17 protein-coding genes are annotated in these 16,532 nt (G+C 72.8%); 11 read left to right on the top strand and 6 right to left on the bottom strand.

What is annotated here, in order from left to right; genetic code table 11:
• The first annotated feature begins 75 nt into the window (after positions 1 to 75).
• The 10 genes from AB0D10_RS37870 to AB0D10_RS37825 all read left to right on the top strand — a co-directional run bounded on the left by AB0D10_RS37870 (position 76) and on the right by AB0D10_RS37825 (position 9,656).
• Positions 76 to 1,800, top strand: coding sequence for a nitrite/sulfite reductase (locus tag AB0D10_RS37870; RefSeq protein ID WP_360264849.1), 1,725 nt, complete (start codon positions 76 to 78; stop codon positions 1,798 to 1,800).
• A 48-nt stretch (positions 1,801 to 1,848) separates the two neighbouring features.
• The gene (locus AB0D10_RS37865) at positions 1,849 to 2,031 is read left to right on the top strand and encodes a hypothetical protein (protein ID WP_360264846.1); all 183 of its coding nucleotides are present in this window, start codon (positions 1,849 to 1,851) and stop codon (positions 2,029 to 2,031) included.
• A complete protein-coding gene (locus tag AB0D10_RS37860; RefSeq protein ID WP_360264843.1) occupies positions 2,012 to 2,713 on the top strand; it encodes a phosphoadenylyl-sulfate reductase in 702 nt (233 codons plus the stop codon). Before AB0D10_RS37865 ends, AB0D10_RS37860 begins: the two co-directional genes overlap by 20 nt.
• A gap of 47 nt (positions 2,714 to 2,760) precedes the next feature.
• The gene (gene cysC, locus AB0D10_RS37855) at positions 2,761 to 3,342 is read left to right on the top strand and encodes an adenylyl-sulfate kinase (protein ID WP_360264930.1); all 582 of its coding nucleotides are present in this window, start codon (positions 2,761 to 2,763) and stop codon (positions 3,340 to 3,342) included.
• Positions 3,339 to 4,295: a sulfate adenylyltransferase subunit CysD gene (cysD, locus tag AB0D10_RS37850; RefSeq protein WP_360264840.1), complete on the top strand. Its 957-nt coding sequence runs from the start codon at positions 3,339 to 3,341 to the stop codon at positions 4,293 to 4,295. The genes cysC and cysD overlap by 4 nt, the downstream gene beginning before the upstream one ends.
• Complete coding sequence (locus AB0D10_RS37845) at positions 4,295 to 5,623, top strand: GTP-binding protein (protein WP_360264837.1); 1,329 nt, start codon at positions 4,295 to 4,297, stop codon at positions 5,621 to 5,623. The genes cysD and AB0D10_RS37845 overlap by 1 nt, the downstream gene beginning before the upstream one ends.
• 245 nt (positions 5,624 to 5,868) lie before the next feature.
• Positions 5,869 to 7,044 carry an aliphatic sulfonate ABC transporter substrate-binding protein gene (locus tag AB0D10_RS37840; protein ID WP_360264834.1) on the top strand — a complete coding sequence of 392 codons (1,176 nt, stop codon included), beginning with the start codon at positions 5,869 to 5,871 and terminating at the stop codon, positions 7,042 to 7,044.
• Positions 7,045 to 7,200: 156 nt separating this feature from the next.
• Complete coding sequence (locus AB0D10_RS37835) at positions 7,201 to 8,004, top strand: ABC transporter ATP-binding protein (protein WP_360264831.1); 804 nt, start codon at positions 7,201 to 7,203, stop codon at positions 8,002 to 8,004.
• Complete coding sequence (locus AB0D10_RS37830) at positions 7,991 to 8,917, top strand: ABC transporter permease (protein ID WP_360264828.1); 927 nt, start codon at positions 7,991 to 7,993, stop codon at positions 8,915 to 8,917. The genes AB0D10_RS37835 and AB0D10_RS37830 overlap by 14 nt, the downstream gene beginning before the upstream one ends.
• 10 nt (positions 8,918 to 8,927) lie before the next feature.
• Positions 8,928 to 9,656 (top strand): sirohydrochlorin chelatase, encoded by a 729-nt coding sequence (locus tag AB0D10_RS37825; protein ID WP_360264825.1) that lies wholly within the window; start codon positions 8,928 to 8,930, stop codon positions 9,654 to 9,656.
• A gap of 4 nt (positions 9,657 to 9,660) precedes the next feature.
• Here AB0D10_RS37825 and AB0D10_RS37820 read toward each other — a convergent pair whose 3' ends face one another.
• The 3 genes from AB0D10_RS37820 to AB0D10_RS37810 form a co-directional block, all read right to left on the bottom strand.
• Positions 9,661 to 9,855, bottom strand: coding sequence for a hypothetical protein (locus AB0D10_RS37820; RefSeq protein WP_360264822.1), 195 nt, complete (start codon positions 9,853 to 9,855; stop codon positions 9,661 to 9,663).
• A 145-nt stretch (positions 9,856 to 10,000) separates the two neighbouring features.
• Complete coding sequence (locus AB0D10_RS37815) at positions 10,001 to 10,750, bottom strand: ricin-type beta-trefoil lectin domain protein (protein ID WP_360264818.1); 750 nt, start codon at positions 10,748 to 10,750, stop codon at positions 10,001 to 10,003.
• A 296-nt stretch (positions 10,751 to 11,046) separates the two neighbouring features.
• Positions 11,047 to 12,060: a hypothetical protein gene (locus tag AB0D10_RS37810; RefSeq protein WP_360264815.1), complete on the bottom strand. Its 1,014-nt coding sequence runs from the start codon at positions 12,058 to 12,060 to the stop codon at positions 11,047 to 11,049.
• 113 nt (positions 12,061 to 12,173) lie between these two features.
• On the opposite strand from AB0D10_RS37810, the gene AB0D10_RS37805 reads away from it, so the two are divergent.
• A complete protein-coding gene (locus AB0D10_RS37805) occupies positions 12,174 to 13,046 on the top strand; it encodes a helix-turn-helix transcriptional regulator (protein ID WP_360264812.1) in 873 nt (290 codons plus the stop codon).
• A gap of 52 nt (positions 13,047 to 13,098) precedes the next feature.
• On the opposite strand, the gene AB0D10_RS37800 is transcribed toward AB0D10_RS37805, so the two are convergent.
• The 3 genes from AB0D10_RS37800 to AB0D10_RS37790 form a co-directional block, all read right to left on the bottom strand.
• Positions 13,099 to 13,812 carry a ricin-type beta-trefoil lectin domain protein gene (locus tag AB0D10_RS37800; protein ID WP_360264809.1) on the bottom strand — a complete coding sequence of 238 codons (714 nt, stop codon included), beginning with the start codon at positions 13,810 to 13,812 and terminating at the stop codon, positions 13,099 to 13,101.
• Between the two features lie 350 nt (positions 13,813 to 14,162).
• Positions 14,163 to 15,836: a DEAD/DEAH box helicase gene (locus AB0D10_RS37795; protein ID WP_360264806.1), complete on the bottom strand. Its 1,674-nt coding sequence runs from the start codon at positions 15,834 to 15,836 to the stop codon at positions 14,163 to 14,165.
• A gap of 158 nt (positions 15,837 to 15,994) precedes the next feature.
• Positions 15,995 to 16,201, bottom strand: coding sequence for a cold-shock protein (locus tag AB0D10_RS37790; RefSeq protein ID WP_030060364.1), 207 nt, complete (start codon positions 16,199 to 16,201; stop codon positions 15,995 to 15,997).
• Between the last annotated feature and the right edge of the window lie 331 nt (positions 16,202 to 16,532).

The raw sequence follows: 16,532 nt of genomic DNA, 5'->3' as shown, positions 1-16,532 counted from the left end.
AGAGCAGCACCGCACGGCTGAGCACGCCCCCGCGACCACCCGGCACCAGCGCCACCTGCCCCGAAGGACTTCACCATGGCCACCTCCCCCGAGACCGTCGAGCCCACGGCCGACAGCCCCGCCGCGCGCCGCCCCGCCGCGGCCCGCAAGGTGACCCGCCACCGTGGCGAGGGCCAGTGGGGCATGGGCCACCACACTCCTCTGAACGCCAACGAGCAGTTCAAGAAGGACGACGACGGTCTCAACGTGCGGACACGTATTGAGACGATCTACGCGCACCGCGGCTTCGACTCGATCGACCCCGCCGACCTGCGCGGCCGGATGCGCTGGTGGGGGCTCTACACCCAGCGCAAGGAGGGCATCGACGGCGGCAAGACCGCGATCCTGGACCCGCACGAGCTGGACGCCGAGTACTTCATGCTCCGCGTCCGCATCGACGGCGGCCGGCTGACGGTCGCCCAGCTGCGAGCGGTCTCCGAGGTCTCCGAGCAGTACGCGCGCGGCACCGCCGACCTGACCGACCGCCAGAACATCCAGTACCACTGGATCCGGATCGAGGACGTCCCGGCGATCTGGCAGAAGCTGGAGGCCGTCGGCCTGTCCACCACCGAGGCCTGCGGCGACACCCCGCGTGTCATCCTCGGCTCCCCGGTGGCCGGCATCGCCGAGGACGAGATCATCGACGGCACGCCCGCCATCGAGGAGATCCAGCGCCGCTTCATCGGCAACAAGGACTTCTCCAACCTGCCCCGCAAGTTCAAGTCCGCCGTCTCCGGCTCCCCGCTGCTGGACGTCGCGCACGAGATCAACGACGTCGCCTTCGTCGGCGTGGTCCACCCCGAGCACGGGCCCGGCTTCGACCTGTGGGTCGGCGGCGGACTCTCGACCAACCCGAAGCTGGGCGTGCGCCTGGGCGCCTGGGTCCCGCTGGACGAGGTCGCCGACGTCTACGGCGGCGTCATCGGCATCTTCCGCGACTACGGCTACCGCCGCCTGCGCAACCGCGCCCGGCTGAAGTTCCTGGTCGCCGACTGGGGCGTGGAGAAGTTCCGCCGCGTACTGGAGGACGAGTACCTGAAGTACCGGCTGGTCGACGGCCCCGCCCCCGCCGAGCCCGCCGCCCGCTGGCGCGACCACGTCGGCGTCCACCAGCAGAAGGACGGCCGGTTCTACATCGGCTTCGCGCCGCGCGTCGGCCGGGTCGACGGCAAGCTGCTCGGCGAGATCGCCGACCTCGCCGCCGCCCACGGCAGCGACCGCCTGCGCACCACCGCCGAGCAGAAGATGCTGGTCCTCGACATCGCCGAGGAGCACGTCGAGTCCGTGGTGGCCGGCCTGGAGGCGCTCGACCTGCGGGTCACCCCGTCGCCGTTCCGCCGCGGCACCATGGCCTGCACCGGCATCGAGTTCTGCAAGCTCGCCATCGTCGAGACCAAGGAGCGCGGCCGCACGCTCATCGACGAACTGGAGCACCGCCTGCCGGAGTTCGCCGAGCCGCTGACCATCAACATCAACGGCTGCCCGAACGCCTGCGCCCGCATCCAGGTCGCCGACATCGGTCTCAAGGGCCAGCTGGTCACCGACGAGAACGGCGAGCAGGTCGAGGGCTACCAGGTGCACCTCGGCGGCGCGCTCGGCCTGGAGGCCGGCTTCGGCCGCAAGGTCCGCGGCCTCAAGGTCACCAGCGCCGGCCTGCCCGACTACGTCGAGCGCCTGCTGACCCGCTACCAGGCCGACCGCACCGAGGGCGAGCGCTTCGCCCAGTGGACGGCCCGGGCGAGCGAGGAGCAGCTGTCGTGAACGGGCGACACCGGCGGACGGAGCGGGACGGACGGAACGGAGTCGGCCATGAGTGAGCGAGCAGCCCCCTTCTTCTGCCCCTACTGCGGGGACGAGGACCTGCGCCCGTCCGAGGCCGGGCACGGCGCCTGGGAGTGCCACGGGTGCCGCCGCGCCTTCCAGTTGAAGTTCCTCGGCCTGCTGTCACCGACCAACCACGGGGGTACGTCCGATGAGCGGCACCACGACTGACCACGAGGCGGCGGCCGTCCGGGCCGGCCACGAGCTGGAGGAGGCGACCCCGCAGGAGATCCTGCGGTGGGCCGCCGACACCTTCGGCAAGCGGTTCTGCGTCACCTCCTCCATGGAGGACGCGGTCGTCGCCCACCTCGCCTCCTCGGTGTTCCCCGGCGTGGACGTGGTGTTCCTGGACACCGGCTACCACTTCCCGGAGACCATCGGCACCCGTGACGCGGTGGCCGCGACCATGCCGGTCAACGTCATCACGCTCACCCCGCTGCGGACCGTGGCCGAGCAGGACGCCGAGCACGGGCCGCACCTGCACGACCGCGACCCGGACCTGTGCTGCTCGCTGCGCAAGGTCGAGCCGCTGAACCGCGGCCTCGGCGGGTACGACGCCTGGGCGACCGGGCTGCGCCGCGACGAGTCGCCGACCCGGGCGAACACCCCGGTGGTCTCCTGGGACCCCAAGCGCCGCAAGGTCAAGATCGCGCCGATCGCCCGGTGGACGCAGGAGGACGTGGACGCCTACGTCGCCGCCAACGGGGTGCTGCTCAACCCGCTGCTGTGGGAGGGCTACACCTCGATCGGCTGCTCGCCGCTGTCCTGCACCCGCAAGCCCGCCGAGGGCGAGGACGCCCGGGCCGGCCGCTGGTCCGGCTCCGGCAAGACCGAGTGCGGCATCCACCTCTGACCAGCCCCCACCCCCCACGTAAGGAAGAACCCGTGACAGCTCACGCCCTGGCAGCCGACGGGACCGCAGAGGCGGCCCCCGCGGTCGCCCCCTGCGAGCGCGGCGCCACCGTGTGGCTGACCGGGCTGCCGAGCGCCGGCAAGACCACGCTGGCCTTCGCACTGGCCGAGCGACTGCGCGGCGAGGGCCACCGCGTCGAGGTCCTGGACGGCGACGAGATCCGCGAGTTCCTGTCCAAGGGCCTCGGCTTCTCCCGCGAGGACCGGCACACCAACGTCACCCGGATCGGCTTCGTCGCCGAGAAGCTCGCCGCCAACGGCGTCAAGGTGCTCGCCCCGGTGATCGCCCCCTTCGCCGACTCCCGCGCCGCCGTGCGCGAGCGGCACGCCGCGGCCGGCACCGACTTCCTGGAGATCCACGTCGCGACCCCGGTCGAGCTGTGCGCCGAGCGGGACGTCAAGGGCCTGTACGCCAAGCAGGCCGCCGGCGAGATCTCCGGTCTCACCGGCGTGGACGACCCGTACGAGGCTCCGGAGAACCCGGAGCTGCGGATCCAGACCCGGGGCCGCGAGGTGGCCGACTCCGCCGCCGAGCTGCACGCCTTCCTGACCGAGAAGGGACTCGCATGACCACCGCGACCGACCGTCCCATCCGTACCGACGACCCCGACCGCACCTCCGGGGGGCCCTTCGCGCTGTCCCACCTGGACGCGCTGGAGGCCGAGTCGGTGCACGTCTTCCGCGAGGTCGCGGGGGAGTTCGAACGCCCGGTGATCCTGTTCTCCGGCGGCAAGGACTCCATCGTCATGCTGCACCTGGCGCTCAAGGCCTTCCACCCGGCGCCGGTCCCCTTCTCTCTGCTGCACGTCGACACCGGGCACAACTTCCCCGAGGTGATCGCCTACCGCGACCGCGTCGTGGCCGAGCACAACCTGCGCCTGCACGTCGCCCACGTCCAGGACTTCATCGACCGCGGTGTGCTCCGCGAGCGCCCCGACGGCACCCGCAACCCGCTGCAGACCGTCCCGCTGCTCGACGCCATCGAGACCAACCGCTTCGACGCGGTCTTCGGCGGCGGCCGCCGCGACGAGGAGAAGGCCCGCGCCAAGGAGCGCGTCTTCTCCCTGCGCGACGAGTTCGGCGCCTGGGATCCCCGCCGCCAGCGCCCCGAACTGTGGTCGCTGTACAACGGCCGGCACGCGGTCGGCGAGCACGTGCGGGTCTTCCCGCTGTCCAACTGGACCGAGCTGGACGTCTGGCAGTACATCGAGCGCGAGGGCATCGAGCTCCCCGAGATCTACTACGCCCACGAGCGCGACGTCTTCGCCCGCAACGGCATGTGGCTGACCGCCGGCGAGTGGGGCGGTCCCAAGGACGGCGAGCCGGTCGAACGGCGGCTGGTCCGCTACCGCACCGTCGGCGACATGTCCTGCACCGGCGCCGTCGACTCCGACGCCACCACCATCCGGGCCGTGATCACCGAGATCGCCGCCTCCCGCCTCACCGAGCGCGGCGCCACCCGCGCCGACGACAAGATGTCCGAGGCCGCGATGGAAGACCGCAAGCGCGAGGGGTACTTCTAATGAGCACGACCATCGAGAACACTGCCACCTCGCTGCTGCGCTTCGCCACCGCCGGCTCCGTCGACGACGGCAAGTCCACCCTGGTCGGCCGCCTCCTGCACGACTCCAAGTCGGTCCTCGCCGACCAGCTGGAAGCGGTCGAGCACGCCTCCCGCAAGCGCGGCCAGGAGGCGCCCGACCTCGCACTGCTCACCGACGGCCTGCGCGCCGAACGCGAGCAGGGCATCACCATCGACGTCGCCTACCGCTACTTCGCCACCCCCCGGCGCCGGTTCATCCTCGCCGACACCCCCGGGCACGTGCAGTACACCCGCAACATGGTGACCGGCGCCTCCACCGCCGAACTCGCCGTCGTCCTCGTCGACGCCCGCAACGGCGTCGTCGAGCAGACCCGCCGGCACGCCGCCGTCGCCGCGCTCCTGCGCGTGCCGCACGTCGTCCTCGCCGTCAACAAGATGGACCTCGTCGGCTACGCGGAGCCCGTCTTCGCCGCCATCGCCGCCGAGTTCACCGCCTACGCCGCCTCGCTCGGCGTCAAGGACGTCCTCGCCGTCCCGATCTCCGCCCTCGCCGGGGACAACGTCGTCGAACCCTCCGCACAGATGGACTGGTACGGCGGACCGACCCTGCTGGAACACCTGGAGACGGTGCCGGTCGGCAGCGACCCCAGCGCCGAACCGGCCCGCTTCCCCGTCCAGTACGTGATCCGCCCGCAGACCGAGGAACACCCCGACTACCGCGGCTACGCCGGCCAGCTGGCCTCCGGCGTGCTGCGCGTCGGCGACCCCGTCACCGTCCTGCCCTCCGGACACACCAGCACCGTCGCCGGCATCGACGCGCTCGGCCGCGAGAGCGACATCGCCTGGGCCCCGCAGTCCGTCACCGTCCGGCTCACCGACGACCTCGACATCTCCCGCGGCGACCTGCTCGCCGCCGGCACGGCCCCCGCGCCGACCAAGGACATCGAGGCAACCGTCAGCCACCTCAACGAGCGCCCCCTGCGCGCCGGGGACAAGGTGCTGCTCAAGCACACCACCCGCACCGTGCGCGCGCTCGTCAAGGAGATCTCCTACCGCATCGACATCGACACCCTCGAACAGCGCTCCGGCGCCGACGGGTTGAACGTCAACGACATCGGCCACGTGGTGCTGCGCACCGCCGAACCGCTGGCGCTCGACACCTACACCGACAACCGTCGCACCGGCTCGTTCCTCCTGATCGACCCGGCCGACGGCACCACCCTCACCGCCGGCATGGCGGGCGAGGCCTTCGAGACCGTACGCACCACCGACGCACCCGACGCACCCCAAGAGGAGGACTGGGTCTGATGCCCAGCGAGGCGTTCTCGGGCATGGACAAGGAAGGCGGCCGCATCGGCAGCGGCGTCCTCGGCAGCGGCCAGGGCGGCCTGACCCGATGTGCGGGCCGACAGGGCTGAGAACGCCCTGTCACCGGGCTGTCTTCCCCCACAGCCGCCCGGCTTGCCCCGGCACTCCGCTGCCGCGCGCACCACCTTCCGCACCTTCCGTCCCGAGACCGCCTCCTGACGGTCCGTCCGCGAACAGGACTCACCATGGCACCGAACCAGGCACCTTCGCGCCGCATTTCCCCCCATGGGCGCACCCGCCCCAACGCCGGCCGGATCAGACGCACCGCGGCGGCCGCCGCGGCCGGCCTGACCGCGGTGGCCCTGCTGTCGGCCTGCAGCTACGGCTCCAAGGCCGACAAGTCCGCCGACAGCAAGGCCGGCGCCGCCGCCACCGCCGGGGACTCCGGGACGAAGCTCTCCGCCGACTCCGTGAAGATCGGCTACTTCGCCAACCTGACCCACGGCACCCCGCTGGTCGGCCTCCAGGAGGGCTTCTTCCAGAAGGAGCTGGGCGCCACCCAGATCAAGACCCAGGTCTTCAACGCGGGCCCGGCCGAGATCGAGGCGCTCAACGCCGGTTCGATCGACATCGGCTGGATCGGCCCCTCCCCAGCGATCAACGGCTTCACCAAGTCCGACGGCAAGTCGCTGAAGATCATCGGCGGTTCGGCCTCCGGCGGGGTCAAGCTCGTGGTCAACCCGGACAAGGTCTCCTCCCTGGACGACCTCAAGGGCAAGAAGATCGCCACCCCGCAGCTGGGCAACACCCAGGACGTGGCACTGCTCAACTACCTTGCGGGCAAGGGCTACAAGGTCGACGCGGCCTCCGGCGCGGGCGACGTCTCGGTGGTGCGCACCGACAACAAGGTCACCCCCGACGCCTACAAGTCCGGCTCCGTCGACGGCGCCTGGGTGCCCGAGCCCACCGCCTCCAAGCTGGTCACGCTCGGCGCGAAGGTCCTGCTCAACGAGAAGGACGTCTGGCCGGACAAGAAGTTCGTGATCACCAACATCATCGTCTCCCAGAAGTTCCTCAAGGAACACCCGGACGTGGTGGAGGCCGTACTGCGCGGCTCGGTGAAGACCAACGCCTTCATCAAGGCCGACTCGGACAAGGCCAAGGCCGACGCCAACGAGGCGATCAAGAAGGAAGCCGGCAACGCACTGGAGCCCGCGATCCTCGACCCGGCCTGGGCCGACATCGACTTCCTGGACGACCCGCTGGCGAACACCCTGCAGGCCGAGGCCGACCACGCCGTCACCGCCGGGCTCCTCAAGAAGCCCAACCTGAACGGCATCTACGACCTCACCCTGCTGAACAAGGTCCTCGCCGCCCAGGGCCAGGCCGCCGTGGCGGACGCCGGTCTCGGCGCCAAGTAGCGCCCACCGAAAGGCCGTTCGCCGACGACTCCGCGGTCCGGCCCCCGTCCTCCCGGTCGATCCCCGATCGATGCCCACCGGGAAGGTCGGGGCCCGGGCCCCGGCCCCGACCCGCAGCCCCGCAGCCCCGCAGACCACTCACCAGGAGGTGCCCGGATGACCTCGGCACTGACCACCTCGGCGGACGCCCCCGGCGCCGACGCCCACGGCGGCGCGCCCGCCGTCCGGATCTCGCACGTGCACAAGTCCTTCGGCCGCCCCGGCGCGCAGACCCACGTCCTGGACGACATCACGCTCGACGTCGCGCCAGGCGAGTTCGTCACCCTGCTCGGCGCCTCGGGCTGCGGCAAGTCCACCCTGCTCAACCTGGTCGCCGGCCTCGACGAGCCGACCGCCGGCAGCATCGAGGTGCCCGGCGGCCGCCCCGCCCTGATGTTCCAGGAGCACGCGCTGTTCCCCTGGCTCACCGCCGGGAAGAACATCGAACTGGCCCTCAAGCTGGCCGGTGTGCCCCGCCCCGAGCGCCGTGCCGAGGCCGAGCGGCTGCTCGAACTCGTCCGTCTGAAGGGCTCGTACGGCAAACGGGTGCACGAGCTGTCCGGCGGCATGCGCCAGCGCGTGGCGATGGCCCGGGCACTCGCCCAGGGCAGCAAGGTCCTGCTGATGGACGAGCCGTTCGCCGCGCTCGACGCCATCACCCGGGACGTGCTGCACGACGAGATCACCCGGATCTGGGCCGAGCGGCAGCTGTCCGTCCTCTTCGTCACCCACAACGTGCGCGAGGCCGTGCGACTGGCCCAGCGGGTCGTACTGCTCTCCTCCCGCCCCGGCCGGGTCGCCCGGGAGTGGCGGATCGACCTGCCGCAGCCGCGCCGCATCGAGTCCGCGGGCGTCGCCGACCTGTCCATAGAGATCACCGAAGAACTGCGTGGGGAGATCCGTCGCCATGGCCAGCACTGACACCACCCCCGTCCTGGACAAGACCGACGCGGCCCGCACCGGCGGGACCGGCACGAGCGACAGTGCCGACGTCGGTGCGGGCCTGGACGCGCTCGACTCCGTCACCGCGCAGCGCGGCTCGCTCGGCGAGGCGCTGCGGACCAAGGCGCTGCCGCCGCTGATCGGCGTGCTCGTGGTGCTCGCGCTGTGGCAGGGCGCGTACAGCCTGCACGTCACCTCCTCGTACAAGCTGCCCAGCCCCGCGGACGTGTGGCGTTCCGCGCAGGACCTCTGGTACCAGGGCACGCTGTTCTCGATCATCTGGACCAGCGTCTGGCGCGGCCTGTCCGGCTTCCTGCTCGCCGTGGTGATCGGCACCCCGATCGGGCTGGTGGTCGCCCGGGTCCGGCCGGTGCGCACCGCGATCGGGCCGGTGCTGCAGGGCCTGCAGTCGCTGCCCTCGGTGGCCTGGGTGCCGGCCGCGGTCATCTGGCTCGGCATCAACGACTCGATGATGTACGCGGTGATCCTGCTGGGCGCCGTCCCGTCGATCGCCAACGGGCTGGTCGCCGGCATCGACCAGGTGCCGCCGCTGTTCCTGCGGGCCGGGCGCACCATCGGCGCGACCGGCCTGGCGGGCGCCCGGCACGTGCTCATCCCGGCGGCGCTGCCCGGTTACCTGGCCGGTCTCAAGCAGGGCTGGGCGTTCTCCTGGCGCTCGCTGATGGCCGCCGAACTGGTCGCCTCCTCCCCCGACCTGGGCCGCGGGCTGGGCCGGTTCCTGGAGGACCAGCGCGAGTTCTCCGACATGTCCGGTGTGCTGCTCGGCATCGTCCTGATCCTGTTCGTCGGCATCGCCATCGAGCTGCTGGTGTTCACCCCGGTCGAGCGCCGGGTGCTGCGCAACCGCGGCCTGCTGGCCACCGGCAAGTGAGGCACCGCTGATGTCCGCCCTCCTCCTCATCGCCCACGGCAGCCGCGACCCGCGGCACGCCGCGACCGTGGCCGCGCTCGTGGAGGAGGTGCGGGCCCGGCGGCCCGGTGTCGAGGTCGCCACCGCCTACCTGGACCACTGCGCGCCGCGGATCCCGCAGGTGGTGGGACGGCTGACGGACGCGGTCGCCGTCCCGCTGCTGCTCAACCGGGCGTTCCACGCCAAGCACGACATCCCCGCCGCCCTGCACGCCGCCGGTTCCCGGCTGCCCGTCGCGGACGTGCTCGGCCCCTCCCCGCTGCTGCTCGCGGCGCTGGACCGCCGCCTCGCCGGGGCCGGCCTGGACGTCTCCTCCCCCGCGGTCCGGGCCCGTACCGGCGTCGTGCTCGCCGCCGCCGGCTCCTCCGACCCGGCCGCCGACGCCGCGACCCGCGCGGTCGCCGCCGAGTGGCGGCGCACCCGCGGCTGGGCCGCCGTCGAGGTCGCCTACGCCTCCGCCGCCGGCCCACGCGTCCCCGACGCCCTCGCCGCCCTGCGCGCCGTCGGCGCCGAGCGCACCGCCGTCTCCCCGTACCTGCTGGCCCCCGGCCTCCTGCCGGACCGCATCGCGGCGGCCGCCGACGGGGCGGACGTCCTGGCCGACGTCCTCGGCGCCGCCCCGGAGCTGGCCGCCCTGCTGCTGGAGCGCCACGACGAGGCCCGTCTCGCCAAGCGGTCGGCCCCGGCGCTCACGGCCTGAGCGGTCAGGACGCCTTGCGGTGCTGGTACTCGGCGACCGCGGCGGTGATCACGCTGAGCGGCACCGGTTCGTCCAGGTCGGCGACGGCCGCCTCGATCCACTCCCGCATGATGGCAGTCGGCTTCAGTCCCCGTTCCCACGCGCGCCGCCGCACCTCGTCCATCACCGGCTTGGGCAGCCGCAGCGAGGTGGTGATCATCACGGAGTCCGCCGTCTGTGCACGAGCCTCAGCGTGTTGCAAACGCAATGCACCGGGCCGGTTGCGTCCACTCCGTCGGGTGACGGCGCGCGGAAGCACCGACGGCGCACGCGGCGGGGGCCGCGCGCGCCGTGGGGTGGGTGGGTCAGGCCGGGAGGTTCCACTTCTGGTTGGCGGCGCCGTTGCAGTCCCAGATGCCGAGCTGGTTGCCGTTGGTGGTGGAGTAGCCCAGGTCGTCGAGGCAACGGCCGGACTGCGGGTTGAGCAGCGAGCCGTCCGGGCGGGCCTGCCACTGCTGGGCACCAGTGCCGTTGCAGTCGTAGATCTGCACCAGGGTGGCGTTGCCGGTGTTCCCGCCCGAGACGTCCAGGCACTTGCCGAGGGCGCGGATCGTGCCGTCGGTGCCGACCTTCCAGGTCTGGGCGGCGTTGCCCAGGCAGTCGTAGATCTGGACGGGGGTGCCGGCGCCGCTGTTGCCGCCGCGCACGTCCACGCACTTGTTCGCGTAGCCGCTGATCGGGCCGACCGGGCCCGCCGGGACGGGGGAGCCGGTGACGATCCAGCCGTAGGAGGGCATCATCGGGTAGAAGCAGCCCGAGGAGGCGCTGGTGTTACCGGTGACCCAGTTGCTGCTCGAACCCGAGTAGGTGGGGAACCCGTTGCTGTCGAAGCCCTGGCAGGAAACCGCGAGCCGCCAGGTCTGCTGCGGGTCGATGCCCGTGCAGGTGCCGAGGAAACCGTTGCCGGTCCTGACGACGGAACAGCTCCCGGTGGCCTGGGCCCCTGCGGACGGCGCGTTCGGGGTGGTGCTCTCGGCGGCTCCGGCAGCGGGTGCGGTGAGCGCGGCGGCTCCGGCGAGCAGACCGGTGGCGAACAGGGTGACGGTACGACGCACGGGGAGAGTCCTTCCGAAGAGGGTGAACCGGCCGGCCCGCATGTGAAGCACCGGTGATGACGGTGTGATGTTTGCGCGGGCCGCGCGAAAGCATCGGGCACTGCCTGTTCACGGTCAACGGGCGGGGGTGAAGATCACGCCACCGCTCCGTCCACGGAGGATTGGTGCACGACACGGTCCGGGACGGACCCCGGCAGGCCGGACGCGCGGCCGATCCGGCCGGATCGCGTACGGCCCGGCCCCCGGGTGAGCGAGGGGCCGGGCCGTCGGGCGGTGCGGTGCCGGGCGGCGCCGGGTCAGATCCGGCGCAGGGTGAAGGCGTCCGACGGGTGGCCCGCGACGGCGTCGGCGAGGCCGGCGGAGAGCTGGTAGAGGCTGCCGGCCGGGCCGGCGAGGAGCGCGGTGGGGGTGGCGTCGACGGAGGGCCGGACGGCGGTGAGGCGGGCGGTGCGCCAGTGGTCGTCCGAGCGCAGTTCGACCTCGGCGTCCCGGCCGGCGCCCAGGAGGGCGTTGGTGACGCCCGCGACGGAGCCGTCCGGGCGGCCGAGCAGGCCGTCCAGGTGGAGCAGGGACGCGCCGCCGGCCACCTCGACCCGGCGCACCGCGGCCGGGTTCCACAGCGGGACCTGCCACAGCGTGCCGTCGTCCCACTTGCCGACGACCAGACGGCCCTCGCGCAGGACGATGCCGTTGAGGCCGTACGAGCCCGGGGCGGGAGCCAGCCGCGGGTCGCGCAGCAGCACGGAGGCGGTGCCGTCCGGCGCCACCCGGTAGACGACGGGGGCGAAGGAGTCGGTGACGTAGGCGGTGCCGTCGGGGCCGACCGCGATGTCGTTGGCCAGGTGGTTGCCGCCGTCGGCGGCGACGGCGGCGAGGTCGGTGTAGAAGATCCGCCGGCCGGTGTCCAGGTCGTAGGCGCCGATCCCGGCGATCTTCCCGAAGGTCGCGGCGCTACTGCGCTCGCCGACGCCGTTGTCGAGGTCGGTGACCAGGACGCGGTGGTGGACGGGGTCGATCCGCAGGCCGGCGATCTCGGTCAGCGCAGGGTCCCGCACCAGGGTGCGTACGCTCCCGTCGGTGCCGACGGCGGAGACGGTGCCGTGCCGCAGCGAGCCGAGCAGGAAGCGGTGGTGGGAGGCGTCCCAGACGCCCGACTCGGGCACCAGGGTCGGCGCGTGGCCGGTGATCACGGCCGGGGCCGGGCAGTCGGCGGCCGCCGCGGCGGGCAGCGTGCCGGCCGTGCCGAGCAGCGCGGCGAATGCGGCCGCGACCAGGGTGCGGCGGAGGGTACGGTGCTGACGGTTGCTCATCGGGATTCCCTTGCGCGTGCGATCCGTTGACGTGATCAAGTCTCGCGCGGACGGGCGGGCCGCAGCAGTGCGTGGGAGTACTGGTAGTCGGACTACCAGGGAGGACGGGGGACATGGTGGACGTGGTGGACGTCGACGACGCCGGGGAACGCCGGACGGCGCTGTCGAGCTTCCTGCGCACCCGCCGGGCGCGGCTGACGCCGCAGGACGTCGGGCTGGCGCCGGGGGTGCGGCGGCGCACCCCGGGGCTGCGGCGGGAGGAGCTGGCGCTGCTCGCCGGCGTGGGGGTGACCTGGTACACGTGGCTGGAGCAGGGCCGCGACATCCACCCGTCGCCGGAGGTGCTGGCCAGCCTGGCCCGGACGCTGCGGCTGGACCGGGCGGAGACGGCGTACCTGTTCCGGCTGGCCGGCAGCCACCCCCGGGACGGCGAGGTGGCCGCGCCGGGGGACGTCCCGGTCCCGCTGCTGCGGCTGATGCACGCGCAGTGGCCGGCGCCGTCGTTCGTGATGGACGCCAACTGGGACATCCGGGCCTGGAACCCGGGCGCGGACGCACTGTTCGGCCTGACCGAGCGGCCGCCGGAGGAGTGCAACCTGGCCTGGGTGGTGTTCGGCAACCCCGTGCACCGGGCCCGGGTCGAGCACTGGGAGGCACACGCCCGCCGCTTCCTGGCACAGCTGCGCTCCGCCTACGCCGAGCGCGGCGGTGAGGCGACGGCCGTGGGGCGCCACCTGGCCCGGATGATCCAGCAGGTCCGCGGCGAGTACCCGGAGGCGGACGCCTGGCTGGAGGAGCACCAGGTCGCCGAGCGCTCCGGCACCGAGAAGGTGATCCGGCACGAGGCGGTGGGCCTGGTACGGATCGACCAGCACGTGCTGCTGGCCGCCGAGGGCCTGCAGCTGATCGTGATGGCCCCGCGCGACGCCGAGTCGGAGGAGCGGTTGCGCGCGCTGGCGCCGGCCTCCGCCGCCGTGGCGGTCTGAAGCGGGGAGCGCCGCCCCGGCGGGGTGCCGGGGCGGCGGACCGGACCGGCCGTCAGGCCGGGAGGTTCCACTTCTGGTTCTCGGCGCCGTTGCAGTCCCAGATGCCGAGCTGGTTGCCGTTGGCGGTGGAGAAGCCCAGGTCGTCCAGGCAGCGGCCGGACTGCGGGTTGAGCAGCGAGCCGTCCGGGCGGGCCTGCCACTGCTGGGCGCCGGTGCCGTTGCAGTCGTAGATCTGGACCTTGGTCCCGTTGCCGGTGTTGCCACCCGAGACGTCCAGGCACTTGCCGATGGCGCGGATCGTACCGTCGACGCCGATCCGCCACTTCTGGGCCCAGGTGCCGTTGCAGTCGTAGATCTGGACCGGGGTCCCGTTGCCGAAGTTCGCGCCCTTCACGTCGACGCACTTGCTCGCGTAGCCGGTGATCTGGCCGGTCGGGCCGGCCGGCGGCACGGCGCCGAGCATGACGCGCGGGAACATGATCGTGTCGCCGAAGCCGCAGGACGCGGAGACGGTACCGTCGCCGATCCCCAGCCCGCCGAACGCGGGGCGGGAGAACTGCATCGTGTGGTCGGCGTTCCAGTAGAGGCAGTTGGCGGTGACGGACCAGGTCTGCATCGGGTCGAGGCCGGTACAGGTGCCCATGGCATTGAAGCCGGCCGCGTATGCGGAGCACGCGGGGGCGGCCTGGGCGGAGGTCGCGGGGGCCGCCAGGGCGGCGGCTCCGGCGAGCAGGGCGGTGGTCAGCAGTGCGGAGGTGCGGCGCATGGGGAGGGTCGTCCTTCCGGTCGGCGAATCACGTCGGCCCACGCCCGGTCGCACCGCGGTGACGGTGCGGCAGGTGTGTGGGATGCGTGAGAGCTTCGTGACTGAACGGTTCGCCGTCAACCGGCAGTTGGGCGGGTTCTGCCGGTGTCCGGGGCGCTGAGCTGCGCGGTCCCGCCGAACGGCATTTTCCCCCGGCCCTCGGCTCCGGCCCTCTGCTCCGGCCTCGGTCCCGGCCCCGGCCCTCGGAACACCCCCGACCCCGGAAGACCCCCGGTACGCAGTCCCCGGAACGCCGAACGGCCCGGCGCCCCCTCGTGGTGAGGGGGCGCCGGGCCGTTCAATTCCGGACGTCAGTCGAACGTGCGGCGCTGGCGCCCGGTCCCGTAGTTGGAGCCGGACTTGGCGCCGCTGCCGGGCTTGGAGCGCCCGGAGGAGCGGCCGATGAAGCCGGCCGCCTGCGGGCGGTCGCCCTGGGTGGCGGCGCCCGTCCGCTGCTTGGGGCGGGGGCGGCGCGGGTTGCCGTTCATGTCGACGTCGGTGGGCAGTCCGGAGCGCTTGCCGGGGCGGCGGCGCTGGCCGCCGTTCTTGACCCCGGCGCGCCCGCCGGCCGTCTCGTCCGCCGGACCGGCCGCGGCGGCCTGGGCCACCGGCACCGCCAGGGTGACCGGGACGCCGCTGGGCGTGCGGGCGCCGGTGATCCGGGTCAGGTCGGCGTCGCCGGGGCGGATCTTGGTGACGGTCGGGCGGATGCCGGCGACCGTCATCAGCCGGTTGACCTCGCGGCGCTGCTCGGGCAGCACGAGGGTGACGACCGTGCCGGACTCGCCGGCCCGGGCGGTGCGGCCGCCACGGTGCAGGTAGTCCTTGTGGTCGATCGGCGGGTCGACGTTGACCACGAGGTCCAGGCCGTCGATGTGGATGCCGCGGGCGGCGACGTTGGTGGCGATCAACGCGGTGACGTGGCCCTCGCGGAACTGGTCGAGGACCCGGTTGCGCTGCGGCTGGGACTTGCCGCCGTGCAGGGCCGCGGCCTTCACGCCGTTGGCGAGCAGCTGCTTGGCCAGCCGGTCGGCGCCGTGCTTGGTGTGCACGAACATGATCACGCGGCCGTCGCGGGAGGCGATGTGCGCGGTGGCGGAGGCCTTGTCGGTCTGGTCGAGCTGGAGGACGTGGTGGTCCATGGTGGTCACCGCGCCGGCCGACGGGTCGACCGAGTGGGTCACCGGGTCGGTCAGGAAGCGCTTGACCAGCCGGTCGACGTTGCGGTCCAGGGTGGCGGAGAACAGCATCCGCTGCCCGCCCTCGGCGACCTGCTCCAGCAGCTTGCTGACCTGCGGCAGGAAGCCCATGTCGGCCATCTGGTCGGCCTCGTCCAGGACGGTGATCGCCACGTCGGAGAGGTTGACGTCACCGCGCCCGATCAGGTCGTCCAGCCGGCCCGGGGTGGCGACCAGGACCTCGGTGCCGCGGCGCACCGCGCTGGCCTGCCGGTTGATCGACATGCCGCCGACGACGGTGGTGATCCGCAGGTTGACGGCGGTCGCGTACGGGGTGAGCGCCTCGGTGACCTGCTGGGCCAGCTCGCGGGTGGGCACCAGGACGAGCGCCAGCGGGTGCCGGGCGACGGCGCGGCTGCCGGCGGTGCGGGCGAGCAGCGGCAGGCCGAAGGCCAGGGTCTTGCCGGAGCCGGTGCGGCCGCGGCCGAGCACGTCGCGCCCGGCGATCGAGTCGGGCAGCGTGGCGGCCTGGATCGGGAACGGCTCGGTGACGCCTTCGCGGCCGAGCGCGGAGAGGATCGCCTTGGGCAGGTCCAGCTCGGCGAAGGTGGCCGCCGGGGGGCGCGGCGGGGTGCCCTGGACGACGGTGAAGTCGGCGGCCTCGGGTGCGGCGGTCCGGGTCTGCTTGGGGGCGCCGGAGCGGCCGCGCGGCTTGCGCGAGCGGTCGCCGCCGCCGCCGGCGGTGCGGCGGGACTGGTCGGTGGTGCGGGCGCCGCGGTCGCGGGGCGGGCGGGCAGGGGTGGTCACGGGATCTCCGTCCGTCGGTCGGCAGCCCGCGGGTCGCGGGCCGGGTCGGCCGTCGGGGGTGAGTCCGCCGCCCCGGCCGTACGGCGGCATGAACAGGGGCCCGCACCGTGCGGTGCGGGCCCCGCTTCGCGATCTTCGCGAGTCAGCGTGGGCTGACGTCAGCCGATGATCTGGATGTTCTCGGCCTGCGGGCCCTTCTGGCCCTGCGTGACGTCGAACTCGACCTTCTGGCCCTCGAACAGCTCACGGAAGCCCTGAGCCTGGATGTTCGAGTAGTGGGCGAACACGTCGGCGCCGCCGCCGTCCTGCTCGATGAAGCCGAAGCCCTTTTCGCTGTTGAACCACTTCACGGTGCCGGTAGCCATAACCGTCTCCTCTAAAACTGGGGCATCAGGGATCCACACCTCGTGAATCCCCAAGTAGCCGCGATCCCCATCCGGAGACTGAAACACCGGACAAAACAAATGCGCCTGTTGGTTGGAACCAGCAGGCGCACATACACGTTCATGGGAACCAAAACTGCAACTGCCTCGACTGTAGCACGGCGACACCCCGCGCGACCGGGGATTTTCCGCCGAACAGATCACGTTTGACGCCCTCGGAACAAGGGGACGCGGCGCCCCGCCGAAGCGGGGATGTACGCCCCGGTCACCGGCTACTCCTCCCAGGTCTTCGGCTCCAACCAGCTGGAGAACC

It is taken from the genome of Kitasatospora sp. NPDC048545 (assembly GCF_040651155.1).
In the GTDB taxonomy this organism is placed as follows: Bacteria; Actinomycetota; Actinomycetes; order Streptomycetales; family Streptomycetaceae; genus Kitasatospora.
Note: the sequence above shows the minus strand (reverse complement) of the source record. Positions and strands in the feature narration are given on the sequence as shown.

Coding starts and splice junctions, on each gene's coding strand:
- AB0D10_RS37870 (WP_360264849.1), top strand. CDS start 76: ATGGCCACCTCCCCCGAGACCGTCGAGCCCACGGCCGACAGCCCCGCC.
- AB0D10_RS37865 (WP_360264846.1), top strand. CDS start 1,849: ATGAGTGAGCGAGCAGCCCCCTTCTTCTGCCCCTACTGCGGGGACGAG.
- AB0D10_RS37860 (WP_360264843.1), top strand. CDS start 2,012: ATGAGCGGCACCACGACTGACCACGAGGCGGCGGCCGTCCGGGCCGGC.
- cysD (WP_360264840.1), top strand. CDS start 3,339: ATGACCACCGCGACCGACCGTCCCATCCGTACCGACGACCCCGACCGC.
- AB0D10_RS37845 (WP_360264837.1), top strand. CDS start 4,295: ATGAGCACGACCATCGAGAACACTGCCACCTCGCTGCTGCGCTTCGCC.
- AB0D10_RS37840 (WP_360264834.1), top strand. CDS start 5,869: ATGGCACCGAACCAGGCACCTTCGCGCCGCATTTCCCCCCATGGGCGC.
- AB0D10_RS37835 (WP_360264831.1), top strand. CDS start 7,201: ATGACCTCGGCACTGACCACCTCGGCGGACGCCCCCGGCGCCGACGCC.
- AB0D10_RS37830 (WP_360264828.1), top strand. CDS start 7,991: ATGGCCAGCACTGACACCACCCCCGTCCTGGACAAGACCGACGCGGCC.
- AB0D10_RS37825 (WP_360264825.1), top strand. CDS start 8,928: ATGTCCGCCCTCCTCCTCATCGCCCACGGCAGCCGCGACCCGCGGCAC.
- AB0D10_RS37820 (WP_360264822.1), bottom strand. CDS start 9,855: ATGATCACCACCTCGCTGCGGCTGCCCAAGCCGGTGATGGACGAGGTG.
- AB0D10_RS37810 (WP_360264815.1), bottom strand. CDS start 12,060: ATGAGCAACCGTCAGCACCGTACCCTCCGCCGCACCCTGGTCGCGGCC.
- AB0D10_RS37805 (WP_360264812.1), top strand. CDS start 12,174: ATGGTGGACGTGGTGGACGTCGACGACGCCGGGGAACGCCGGACGGCG.
- AB0D10_RS37800 (WP_360264809.1), bottom strand. CDS start 13,812: ATGCGCCGCACCTCCGCACTGCTGACCACCGCCCTGCTCGCCGGAGCC.
- AB0D10_RS37790 (WP_030060364.1), bottom strand. CDS start 16,201: ATGGCTACCGGCACCGTGAAGTGGTTCAACAGCGAAAAGGGCTTCGGC.